The 12,103-nt window shown below is 72.9% G+C and carries 7 protein-coding genes; 1 reads left to right on the top strand and 6 read right to left on the bottom strand.

Annotated elements, in window-relative coordinates; genetic code table 11:
• Positions 1-43: 43 nt before the first annotated feature.
• From OG332_RS32580 to OG332_RS32570, 3 genes are all read right to left on the bottom strand, one after another.
• Positions 44-742 carry a GNAT family N-acetyltransferase gene (locus tag OG332_RS32580; RefSeq protein WP_327416795.1) on the bottom strand — a complete coding sequence of 233 codons (699 nt, stop codon included), beginning with the start codon at positions 740-742 and terminating at the stop codon, positions 44-46.
• Positions 743-774: 32 nt separating this feature from the next.
• On the bottom strand, positions 775-2,715 hold the full coding sequence (locus tag OG332_RS32575; protein WP_327419452.1) for an IucA/IucC family protein: 1,941 nt from the start codon (positions 2,713-2,715) through the stop codon (positions 775-777).
• An 892-nt stretch (positions 2,716-3,607) separates the two neighbouring features.
• Positions 3,608-4,951 (bottom strand): diaminobutyrate--2-oxoglutarate transaminase family protein, encoded by a 1,344-nt coding sequence (locus OG332_RS32570; RefSeq protein WP_327419451.1) that lies wholly within the window; start codon positions 4,949-4,951, stop codon positions 3,608-3,610.
• A 306-nt stretch (positions 4,952-5,257) separates the two neighbouring features.
• On the opposite strand from OG332_RS32570, the gene OG332_RS32565 reads away from it, so the two are divergent.
• The gene (locus tag OG332_RS32565; RefSeq protein ID WP_327416794.1) at positions 5,258-6,433 is read left to right on the top strand and encodes a trypsin-like serine peptidase; all 1,176 of its coding nucleotides are present in this window, start codon (positions 5,258-5,260) and stop codon (positions 6,431-6,433) included.
• Positions 6,434-6,564: 131 nt separating this feature from the next.
• Here OG332_RS32565 and hflX read toward each other — a convergent pair whose 3' ends face one another.
• The 3 genes from hflX to OG332_RS32550 all read right to left on the bottom strand — a co-directional run bounded on the left by hflX (position 6,565) and on the right by OG332_RS32550 (position 11,966).
• The gene (gene hflX / locus OG332_RS32560) at positions 6,565-8,070 is read right to left on the bottom strand and encodes a GTPase HflX (protein WP_327416793.1); all 1,506 of its coding nucleotides are present in this window, start codon (positions 8,068-8,070) and stop codon (positions 6,565-6,567) included.
• A 139-nt stretch (positions 8,071-8,209) separates the two neighbouring features.
• Complete coding sequence (locus OG332_RS32555; protein WP_327419450.1) at positions 8,210-9,658, bottom strand: M1 family metallopeptidase; 1,449 nt, start codon at positions 9,656-9,658, stop codon at positions 8,210-8,212.
• Positions 9,659-9,884: 226 nt separating this feature from the next.
• Positions 9,885-11,966, bottom strand: a complete 2,082-nt coding sequence (locus tag OG332_RS32550; protein ID WP_327416792.1) for a RelA/SpoT family protein — start codon at positions 11,964-11,966, stop codon at positions 9,885-9,887.
• Between the last annotated feature and the right edge of the window lie 137 nt (positions 11,967-12,103).

Here is a 12,103-nt window from a genome sequence, read left to right as displayed (position 1 = left end):
AGGTGCGAAGCGGCGACGACGGTCAGGGCTTGTTGGGCGGCACTCAGAGGAGATTGCGCAGCGCCCGCTCCCGGATCATCAGGGCAGCGCGCTTCTCGGGGAGGTCGATTTCCGCGGAGCAGCGGAAACCGGAGTTCAGGAAGGCAGATACGGAGGGGGTGTTGCGGATGTCCGGTTCCGCGATGACACGAGTGCAGCGGGGGCGGTTGCCGAGCACGAGGTCGGCGACGGCGCGCAGCAGGGTCGTGCCCAGGCCGCGGCCGCGGTTCGTGCCGTCTCCGATGAGCAGGTGGATACCCGTGTCGTGGGGGCGCGCCGGGTAGTGGAGAGAAAGCGGGTCGAGGTCGGCCCGGTAGATCTCCCAGTAGCTCATCGGCGTGCCGTCGAGGAGGCCTAGGCAGGGGATGCTGCGGCCGTCGCCGTCGAGCTGCGCCCGTAGGTGGGCCGCGGTGACCGCGGCGGGGCCGGCGAGTTCCCAGTAGGCGGCCACCTCGGGATCGTTCATCCAGCCGGTGAGGAGCCCGAGGTCCCGGCCCGGCCGTACGGGTTCGAGGCGGAAGGCTCCGGCGGTTGTGGCGGCGCTGCCCCAGAGGGCCGGCGAGTCGAGCAGGTCGGCTTCGGCGAGTAGCGGCAACAGGTCGGCGTTGAGCCGTGGTTCGACGGTGTGCTCCACCACCTCGATGGCGCCGAGGGCGTCGGTGGCGGAGCCGGCGGAGTGGGCGGGTGTGTCGGTGGAGCGCATCGGGGGCTCTTCTCCGCGTCGGCGCCGACGCGTCAATCGTGAAGGGGGTTGGTGATGGTGACGTAGACGGACTGGGTGTCGACGGGACCGACCAGCTCGTCGAGACCTCCCAGGCGGGTGAGCAGATTCGCCTTGCAGCGCAGGGTGGGCGAGTCGAGCAGCCGCGTGGGGAGCGGGCCGAGGCCCGCAGCCTTGGCGAGGAAGCGGCGGAAGGCGGCGAGGAGCACGCGCTCGTCGGCGAGCCGCTGGGATCCGAAGGCGCCGATGAGGCCGAGCACGTTGTTGATGCCCAGGTAGTAGGCGAAGCGTTCGTCGGTGACGGCGTCGGAGACGAAGGTGTCGCTGGCGCTGCCGATGCCGGGGAGCCGGTGCTCCAGTTCCGCGCGGCGGGACGTGCGGAAGTAGTAGCCCTGGTTGTCGCGGTAGCGGCCGCCACTCGGCCAGCCGGCCGGGTCGAGGAGGACCAGGGTGTTCTGCTGGTGCGCTTCGAGCGCGATACCGGCGAGCGCGTCGAAGGCGAGGACCGGCAGGACCACGTGGTCGAGGTAGCGCAGGAACCACTCGGCGGCGACGGCGGACGTGCTGCGTCCGGTGGCGGCGGCGAGGCGGGAGACGAGTTCGGCGAGGCGGGAGTTCATGGTGGTCCGGCCGGGCCACGGGCGGGGAGCGGTGAGCGCGGCGATGCAGACGGCGTCGTCGCCCGAGCGGAAGGGGTTGTGGCGCAGCAGGGCGTCGAGTCCGGGAACGGGGGTGCCGTCCGGGGCGTCCACGGCGACCCAGGCGGGGTCGCGGACGATGTCGAAGCCGGGGTGGACCGCCTGCCACTGCTCGGCCAGGCCGGTGCGGAGCAACCGGTGGACCTCGACGCCCCGGTGCAGTTCCTTGCGGAGGTTCTCGCGGCGGGAGTTGGTGATGCGCAGGCCCAGGGAGAGCTTGAGCATCGCGGGAGCGCCGGGACGGTGGACGGTGCGGACGGAGGAGGTGGGGTACCAGGGTTCGCCGTGCGGGCCCAGGTCGTGCAGAAGCCCTGCGTCGCGGAGGGCGGTGACAGCGGGGCGCTGGAGCAGGTCGCGGGCCTGCCAAGGGTGCAGGGGAAGGGGGGTGGTGCCGTCGGGCAGCGGGAGCCCGGGGGCGAGTCGGCCGAGGAGCTGGGACGCGGAGACGGGGCGTCCGCGCTCGGTCCAGGCCGATTCGGTGGCGAGGACGGAGGGGTCTACCGCGAACCAGTGCAGGGGGAAGGAGCCGTGGAGTTCGGGCGAGTAGTGACGCGCCTCGGCTTCGGAGAGTCCTTCGCGGCTCTTCGGGTCGGGTTGGAGGGGGTGACCGAGAAGGAGTGACTGCTCGGCTGTGAGGAAGCGGTCCCCGTCCACGGGGGCCGGGGTGGTGGGGCGCTCGCGTCGGTCGGCGATGAACTCGGTGGTACGGCGCACCGAGTCGGCGACCCGGCCGACGAGGTCGGCGCCGCCGCGGCCACCTCTGGTTCCCTCACGGGCGATGAGGGAGGCGAAGGTGACGGCGTCCAGGCAGGGTGCGCCGGTGGGGGAGCCTTCGAGCCGGGCCGGGCCGAATCGGTGCCAGCCGGCCTGGGACCAGTAGCGGACGGCGACGAGTGCGGCGGTGCCTGATGCGGGGAGGGGGATGCGAAGCGGGGTTCCGGTGGGGCCGTCGGGACGGCCGATACCGGCTTCTCGGACCCAGCACCGGAGCAGGTTCTCCACTGCCGCGGCCTCGGCGGCAACGGCCGGGTCCGGGTGGTCCAGGAGGTCGGGCAGCGCGGCCGGCTCGGGCCAGACAGGGCCAGACCACCCGGAACGGGCTCTGGGCGTGCCGTCCTTCTGGCGCGGCACGGTGACCGATGCGCCGGTGCCGTCGGCGGCGAGCTGCCAGGCCTCGCTGCCTCGCGGATCGGTGGGGGTGCCCGCCGGGCCCTCGGCCTCGTGCTCCGGGGTGGCCCCGCCGGGGTGGGCCGGCATACCGGAGCAGGAGCCCGCGACCGGGTCTGCGGAGGTCCCGTGCGGTCTGGCGGCAAGGGGGGCCTGCCCACCGTCGGCGCCTCGCGGGGCGGCGGGGGGCGCTGCCGGGGTGTCGTCGGCGGGAGTGGGCAGCGCCGTGGCCGCACCCGGGACGGTGGCGGCGTCGGGAGACGCTGCAGATGTCGACCACTGCTGCCGGCCTTCCATCTGGGGGGCCGATGGGCTCACCGCGGGGCTCGGCGCGGTGTCGGGAGACACCTCAGAAGTCGGCAACAGCGGCCGGTCCTCCATCGGGCGGGCCGACTGCCCCACCACAGGGCCCGGCGCGGAGGTGTCGGGCGACGCGGCCGAGGTCGGCCACGGGTGCCGGTCCTCGATCGGGCCGACCGACGGACTCACTCCGGGGCCGGGAGCGGCCGTATCGGGAGACACAGCCGAAGTCGGCCACGGGTGCCGGTCCTCGATCGGGCCGACCGACGGACTCACTCCGGGGCCGGGAGCGGCCGTATCGGGAGACACAGCCGAAGTCGGCCACGGGTGCCGGTCCTCGATCGGGCCGACCGACGGACTCACTCCGGGGCCGGGAGCGGCCGTATCGGGAGACACAGCCGAAGTCGGCCACGGGTGCCGGTCCTCGATCGGGCGGGGGGACGGGCTCGCTGCGGAGTCCGGGGTGGGTGGTTGGGGCTGGGGGGTCGGTGCGGGATCCGGCGTCGGTGTGGGAAGCGAGGAGCCGGCGGTGTCGCGTACGGGGCCGGGGGCCGGCAGCGGTGACGACCGGTGGGCGGGAGCCGACGACAGTGGTGGTTGGGGGGCGGGTGCGGTTTCCGGGAGGGGGTTGGGGGTGGTGGGGCTGGACTGGTGCGGCTCTGGCATCGCGGGTCCTCGCAGGTCAGTGGGTCCGGCGGGCGGCGGCCGGGATGGCGTCGGCCAGGCGGTCCAGGACCGCCGCGGCCTGCTCGTCGGTCAGGGTCAGCGGGGGGAGCAGGCGGACTACGGCGCCGTGGCGGCCGCCGAGTTCGACGATCAGGCCGCGGTCCAGGCACTCCTGGCGGACGGCCGCGGCAAGGGCCGGTGCGGCGGCCCCGGTCTCGGGATCGACGAGTTCGACGCCGATCATCAGGCCCCGGCCCCGGACGTCCCCCATGCAGGGATGGCCGGCGGCCAGACCGCGCAGGGCCGTCAGCATCCGCTCGCCGAGGACGGCGGCGCGCTCGGCGAGGCGGTTCTCTCGCACGAAGGCGAGCGTGGCGGTTCCGGCGGCCATGGCGAGCTGGTTGCCGCGAAAGGTTCCGGCATGGGCTCCGGGGACCCATACGTCCAGGCCGGCCCGGTACACGATCACCGCGAGCGGCAGGCTGCCGCCGATCGCCTTGGACAGGACCATCACGTCCGGCACCACCCCGGCGTGGTCGACTCCCCAGAAGGCACCGGTGCGGCCCACGCCCGTCTGCACCTCGTCGGCGATCAGCGGGATCCCCCTCGCCGTGGTGATCTCGCGCATCCGGCGCAGCCAGGCGTCCGGGGCGGGAATGACTCCGCCCTCGCCCTGTACGGGTTCGACGATCAGGCCGGCCGGGGCGGGTACCCCGCCCTTGGGGTCGTCCAGCAGGTTCTCCGTCCAGCGCGCGGCGAGTTCGGCGCCCGCGGCGCCGCCGACACCGAACGGGCAGCGGAAGTCCTGCGGGTACGGCAGCCGGGTCACCCGTACGTCCTGGGCGCCGCCCGAGGCGTCCAGCGCCCCTGCGGTCATGCCGTGGTAGGCCCCGGTGAAGGCGAGCAGGCCGGACCGCCCGGTCGCGGTGCGCACCAGTTTGAGGGCGGCCTCCACGGCGTCCGTACCGGCCGGCCCGCAGAACTGGATGCGCGCGTCGGCTGCCAGCGCCGGCGGCAGGTTGGTGAACAGCTCGGTGGTGAAAGCGTCCTTGACCGGGGTCGCGAGGTCGAGCACGTGCAGCGGGGCCCCCGAGTCGAGGACCCCACGGACGGCTTCGAGCACCACCGGGTGGTTGTGCCCGAGGGCGAGGGTGCCGGCGCCGGAGAGGCAGTCGAGGTAGCGCCGGCCGTCGGCGCCCTCGATGGTCAGCCCCCGGGCCCGCACCGGGACGATGGGCAGGGAGCGCGCGTACGTCCGGGCGGCGGACTCCCGCTGCGCCTGCCTGCGCAGGATCCCGTCGGCGGCGACGGCGCCGCCGCGTTCGCCTCGGCCCGGTACCCGGCTGCCCTGTGGCGCCACTTGGGGCGCGTCCTGCGGCGGGATCTGTGTCGCGGCCGCCGTCGCGGCCGGCTCGGTCAAAGCCACGAGTGTCGGTCCTCCCGCACTGAACGCTCTTCCGGATTGCGCCTCGAACACCAACGCTGCTCCCCCATCCCCCGTACGTACCAACGACGGTGACGGCGACGGATCACGGGTGGCCCCAAGATCCTTGCCGCGCAGGGGCGGGCAACAGGAACCACGGCCCCGGGCTGTGTCGTCATGGGCGGCAGCGGCATAGTGGGGGGCTGCACTCCACGCCTCGAAACCACCAGGGGGACGAACGACATGCGACCGAACCGACCGGTCACCGCGATCCTGTGCGCGGCCGCGCTCGCGCTGACCGCAGCTGCCTGCGGCCCCGGCGACGAGGAGGCCGGCGGCGACGCCAAGCCGACCGTGGCGGCGAGCCTCCCCGGCCCGGACGGGATCAAGATCCCGGACCAGCTCAAGGAGAAGCTCAAAGAGCGCGGCATCGACCTGGAGAAGTGGAGGGGGGGTGAGTGGAAGAACTGGAAGCAGGAGGACTGGCTCCGCGAGGCGGGCGACTACATAAACCCGATCATCGAGGGCCTGTGGGACCCGGACCGCATGCGTGACGCCGAGCAGCCGCAGCGCCCGTCCGTCGACCCGGACGCGGGCAAGGACCAGGGCGTCACCGACCCGACCCCGGCCCCGGCCCCGGTGACGGCCAAGCCGGCAAACCCGCCCTACCACCAGAGCGTTCCGGAGTCCGGCAAGGTCTTCTTCGACGGGCCCGAGGGCTCGATGGTCTGCTCCGCGACCGTGGTCAAGGACCCGGCTCACCCCGGCAAGTCCAACATGGTCTGGACCGCGGGCCACTGTGTGCACGCGGGCAAGTCCGGCGGCTGGTACCGCAACATCGCCTTCGTCCCGTCCTACAACAACGCGGGCAAGCCCTCGGCGCAGCTCAAGGGCGCGCCCCGCGAGCAGGTGGCCCCGTACGGCGTCTGGTGGAGCGACTGGGCGCAGACCTCGGACCAGTGGATCGCGACCGGCGGCCCGACCGGTGGCGCGGGTGCGCCGTTCGACTTCGCGGTGCTGCACGTGACGCCCGAGAAGGGCAGCGGCAAGTCCCTGGAGGAGACGGTCGGTTCGGCGCTCCCGGTCGAGTTCGCCGCGCCGGCCGTGCCGAAGGTCGCGAGCATCACGGCGACCGGCTACCCGGCGGCGGCTCCGTTCGACGGCCAGAAGGCCTTCCAGTGCACGGACAAGCCGGGCCGGCTGTCCCTGAACGCGACCGACCCGGCGATGTACCGCATCGGTTGCACCATGACCGGCGGTTCCTCCGGTGGCGGCTGGGTCGCGGCGGGCGCCGACGGCAAGCCGGCGCTGGTGTCGAACACCTCGATCGGCCCGGCCAAGGCGGGCTGGCTGGCCGGACCCCGGCTGGGTCCGGAGGCGAAGGGCGTCTTCGAGGCCGTCAGCCGCAAGTTCAAGTAGCTCCAGCCCCAGCTCCAGCCCCTGCCCACACCGTTGGGCAGGACCGAACGACCGAGGGCCCCCTGCACACCGCAGGGGGCCCTCGCCCGTCAAGCCGTCAAGCCGTCAAAGCGGCAAGCCGTCCGGCCCGCTCACTGCTTCGCGAGCGCGTACGGTGCCAGGTCCGCCGCCAGCTCCTGGTGGACCCGCGCCCTGAGCAGGGTGCCGTCCGGGGTGTGCTCCTCGGAGATCACCTCGCCCTCGGCGTGCGCCTTGGCGACCAGCGAGCCGCGCGTGTACGGCACCATGGCCTCCACCTCGACCTCGGGCCGCGGCAGCTCGGAGTCGATGAGCGCGAGGAGTTCCTCGATGCCCAGTCCCGTCCGCGCCGATACGGCGATCGAGTGCCGCTCGATCCGCAGCAGCCGCTGCAGGACGAGCGGGTCCGCGGCGTCCGCCTTGTTGATCACCACGATCTCGGGCACGTTGACCGCGCCGACCTCGCGGATCACCTCGCGCACCGCCGCCAGCTGCTCCTCCGGCGCCGGGTGCGAGCCGTCCACGATGTGCAGGATCAGGTCGGAGTCACCGACCTCCTCCATCGTGGAGCGGAACGCCTCGACGAGGTGGTGCGGCAGGTGCCGGACGAAGCCGACCGTGTCGGCCAGGGTGTAGACCCGGCCGCTGGGCGTCTCGGCCCGGCGCACGGTCGGGTCGAGGGTGGCGAACAGTGCGTTCTCCACCAGGACGCCCGCGCCCGTGAGGCGGTTGAGCAGCGAGGACTTGCCCGCGTTGGTGTAGCCGGCGATGGCGACCGAGGGCACCTTGTTGCGGCGCCGTTCCTGCCGCTTGATGTCGCGGCCGGTCTTCATCTCCGCGATCTCCCGGCGCATCTTCGCCATCTTCTCGCGAATCCGTCGCCGGTCGGTCTCGATCTTGGTCTCACCGGGGCCTCGGGTGGCCATGCCGCCACCGCCGCCGCCACCCATCTGCCGGGACAGCGAGGCACCCCAGCCGCGCAGTCGCGGCAGCATGTACTGCATCTGCGCGAGGGCGACCTGTGCCTTGCCCTCTCGGGACTTGGCGTGCTGGGCGAAGATGTCGAGGATGAGGGCGGTCCGGTCGACCACCTTCACCTTGACGACGTCCTCGAGGGCGATGAGCTGGCCGGGGCTGAGCTCGCCGTCGCAGACGACGGTGTCGGCGCCGCTCTCCATGACGATGTCACGCAGCTCGCGCGCCTTGCCCGATCCGATGAAGGTGGCCGGGTCCGGCTTGTCGCGGCGCTGGATCACACCGTCGAGTACGAGAGCACCCGCGGTCTCGGCGAGGGCGGCGAGCTCCGCGAGGGAGTTCTCCGCGTCGTTCACCGTGCCGGAGGTCCAGACACCGACGAGAACGACGCGCTCCAGGCGCAGCTGCCGGTACTCGACCTCGGTGACGTCTTCGAGCTCGGTGGAGAGGCCGGCCACGCGGCGCAGGGCCGCGCGCTCCGAGCGTTCGAACTGCTCGCCGTCCCGGTCTCCGTCGATCTCGTGGCTCCAGGCGACGTCCTCTTCCATCAGGGCATCGGCCCGAAGGCTCTCGGTGAAGCTCTGCGGGTCCGGCACGTCCTGTGCGTCCCGCGCGTCCTGGGAAGGGGAAGAAGAGGAGGTCATTGGATCCTTACGTCGATTCGAATAGCACTGGCACGTGAACAGGCACGTTAACTGTCACGTCCAACGTGCCACACCGCCGGGGGATTCCCCGAACGGCCTCGTCGATGGTGACATGCCCGTTCCTCACCGGTCACACTCTTTATTTGCGGGACGCGGCCGGGGTGCTCCACTCCGGGTGCCCGGGCATCGCCGGGGTGGTCTTGCCGTACAGCCAGGGCTCCAGGAAGGCCCCAAGGTCCCGGCCGGCCTCCTCCGAGGCCAGGCGTACGAAGTCGGCCGTGCCCGCGACCCCGTCCCGGTGCTGCGACACCCAGCGCCGCTCCAGCCGGTCGAAGGCCTCGGTGCCGATCTCCTGCCGCAGCGCGTAGAGGATCAGCGCGGACCCGTCGTAGACCACCGGCCGGAAGAGCCCGATCTTCTCGCCGGGCGCGGCGGGCTTCGGTGCGGCCGGGGGGCCGCCCGCCGCCCGCCACTGGTCGGAGCGCTGGTACGCCTCGCGCATGCGCCGCTCCAGGGAGTACTTGCCCAGCCCGTCCGCGTACAGGGCCTCGTACCAGGTGGCGTGTCCCTCGTTGAGCCACAGGTCGGACCAGGTCAGCGGGGTGACGCTGTCGCCGAACCACTGGTGGGCGAGCTCGTGGACCATCACGGACTCGACGTACCACTCGGGGTAGCCCTCGCCCGCGAACAGGCTGTGCTCGAAGAGCGAGAGGGTCTGGGTCTCCAGCTCGAAGCCGGTCGTCGCCCGCGCGATCAGGATCCCGTAGTTCTCGAAGGGGTAGCGGCCGACCCGCTCCTCCATCCACGCGATGTGCCCGGCGGTCTTCTTCAGCCAGGGGTCCAGCCGCTCCCGGTCCGCCGCGGGGACCACGTCGCGCAGCGGCAGCCCGTGCGGGCCGGTGCCGTGCACGACGGCGGACCGGCCCACCGAGACCTGGGCCAGTTCCGTGGCCATGGGGTGCCGGGTCCGGTACGTCCACGTCTTCGAGGAGCCGAGGCGCATCGCGGGGACCACCTGCACCCCGTTGGCGACGGCCGTGAGCCCGGGCGGGGCGGTGATCCGGAAGGTGAAGAAGGCCTTGTCGGCGGGGTGGTCGTTGCAGGGGAACACGCGGTGGGCGGCGTCCGCCTGGTTGGCCATGGCCAGGCCGTCCTCGGTGGGCACCCAGCCGCCGTCCCCGCGTCCGCGCGGGTCGCTGGTGTGGCGGACGGTGATGTGCAGCGGCCCGTTGTCCGCCACCGCCCGCGCGGGGGTCAGCACGAGGTCCTCCCCCACGCTCTCGAACCGGGCCGGCTCCCCGTTGACCTCGGCGGACGCCACCTTGCCGTGGGTGAAGTCCAGGTTGATCCGCTCCAGCGGCTCCAGCGCACGGGCGTCGATGACGGTGACCGCGTCGAGCGGGCTGCGGTTGTCCTTGTACGCGAAGGACAGGTCGTACGAGAGCACGTCGTACCCGGGGTTCCCGAGCTCGGGGAAGAGCGGGTCGCCGATGCCCAGCGGCTTCGGCGGAGGCAGTACGGCGGCGACGAGGGTCAGGGAGGCCGCGGCGAGCAGAGCGGCGCGCAGGCGGGGGGAGGAGAGCTGCATCCACCACCGCTTACCAGCGCCCGCCGCACGGCCGCGTACGGCGCGCGACGTTTCCACCCGAACGGGGCCTTCCGGGGCCGTCCCGGCCTACTCCGCACTGACGCAGGAGCGAGGGCGGACCCGATGCCCGGGCAGGGGCTGGCCGACGCCTGGGCGGGGTTGCGGCGGACGTCCGGGCGGCGTCCGGGCGGACCTCCGTGCTCCCCCGGCGGGCGGGGCCCGGGCCTTATGCCCGGCGCACGTCGTACACGCCCGGCACGTCCCGCATGGCGCGCATCAGCGCGGGCAGCCCGGCCGCGTCCGGCAGCTGCAGGGTGTAGCTGTGCCGGACCCGCTGCTCGACCGGGGGTTCCACGGTCGCGGAGACCACCTCGACCCCCTCGCGGGCGATGGCCTCGGTGAGGTCGGCCAGCAGGTGCGGGCGGCCGAACGATTCCGCGAGCAGGGTGACCCGGCAGTCGGCCGTGGCCCGCCAGTGCACGGCGACGGAGGTGCGCCCCACGGCGCGCATCTGCGCCACCGCCGCGCAGTGGATGCGGTGGACGGTCACGGCCCCGCCCCGGACCAGGAAGCCGGCGACGGCATCGGGCGGCACCGGAGTGCAGCACCCGGCGAGCCGCACGGTGGCGTCCGGCAGGTCGGCGACCGCGTTGCCCCCGCCGCCCCGGGCCCCGATCACCGACAGCGGCGCCCGCGCGGCGGAGGTGGTGGACATGGCCCGGTCGGGATGGGATTCGAGCCAGCTGCTGATGGCGATCCGGGCGGCCGGGGTCCGCGCGTGGTCCAGCCATTCGGCGGCCGGTCCCGAGGAGGCGTCCTGCGCGAGCAGCAGCTGCACGGTGTCGCCGTCGGACAGCGGGGAGGACAGGGAGGTGAGGCGCCCGTTGACCCGGGCGCCGATACAGCCGTGGGCCGCCTCGCCGTGCTGGGCGTAGGCGGCGTCGATACAGCTGGCCCCGGCGGGCAGGCCCAGTGTTCCCCCGTCGGCCCGGAACACGGTGATCTCCCGGTCCTGGGCCAGCTCCGCGCGGAGCACGCTCCAGAAGGTGTCGGGGTCGGGCGCCGACTGCTGCCAGTCGAGCAGCCGGGACAGCCAGCCGGGCCGGGTGGGGTCCACCCGCTCCTCGTCGGCGTCGGCGGCGGCGTCGGGCGTCGCGGTGGCGTACGGGTTGCCGAGCGCCACCACGCCGGCCTCCGCGACGCGGTGCATCTGGCGGGTCCGCACGATGACCTCGGCCACGTACCCCTCGGGCGTGGCGACGGCGGTGTGCAGCGACTGGTAGAGGTTGAACTTCGGGGTGGCGATGAAGTCCTTGAACTCCGAGACGACCGGGGTGAAACAGGTGTGCAGCTCCCCGAGCACCCCGTAGCAGTCGGCGTTCTCGCCGACGAGGACGAGGATGCGGCCGAAGTCGGAGCCGCGCAGCTCGCCGCGCGTCCGGGCGATGCGGTGCACGGAGACGAAGTGGCGTGGCCGGACCTGTACCTCGGCGGCGATGCCGGCGTCGCGCAGGACGGCCCGTACGGAGTCGGCGATGGCGGGCAGCGGGTCGCGTTCCCCGGCGTGGGCCGCGATGAGCGCGCGGGTGCTCTCGTACTCCTCGGGGTGCAGGATCGCGAAGACGAGGTCTTCCAGCTCGGTCTTCAGGGCCTGGACGCCGAGCCGTTCGGCCAGCGGGATGAGGACGTCGCGGGTGACCTTGGCGATGCGGGCCTGTTTCTCGGGGCGCATCACGCCGAGGGTGCGCATGTTGTGCAGCCGGTCGGCGAGTTTGATGGACATGACGCGGACGTCGTTGCCGGTGGCGACGAGCATCTTGCGGAAGGTCTCGGGTTCGGCGGCGGCGCCGTAGTCGATCTTCTCGACCTTGGTGACCCCGTCGACGATGAAGCAGACCTCGTCGCCGAACTCCGCACGGACCTGATCGAGGGTCACCTCGGTGTCCTCGACGGTGTCGTGGAGCAGAGAGGCCGTCAAGGTGGTGGTCTCGGCGCCGAGTTCGGCGAGGATCAGGGTGACGGCGAGCGGATGTGTGATGTACGGCTCACCACTTTTTCGCATCTGGCCTCGGTGCGAGGTCTCCGCGAGGAGGTACGCCCTTCGCAGAAGGGACAGATCGGCGTCCGGATGGTGGGCGCGGTGGGCCTCGGCGACGTGGCCGATGGCGTCCGGGAGCCGGTCCCGGGACGTGGGCCCGAGCAGGGCCGCTCGCCCGAGCCGGCGCAGATCGAGCCTGGTCCGGCCCCGTCTGCGGAGCTCAGGGCGCGCTTCGGGGTGTGCTTCGGGGTTCGTGGCCTCTGCACTCATGGGCACCTCCGGCGGCTTCGACCGGCGGTGGCGGGCATGGGGTGAGCCCTCAGGGCCGGTGCCTGATGTTACCGACCCCACCACGTGGCGCAGTCCACCTCTCGCTCAGCGTGAAACGGATCACCCATTAGAGGGAA

Origin of the sequence: Streptomyces sp. NBC_01233 (assembly GCF_035989305.1) — a bacterium.
In the GTDB taxonomy this organism is placed as follows: Bacteria; Actinomycetota; Actinomycetes; order Streptomycetales; family Streptomycetaceae; genus Streptomyces.
Note: the sequence above shows the minus strand (reverse complement) of the source record. Positions and strands in the feature narration are given on the sequence as shown.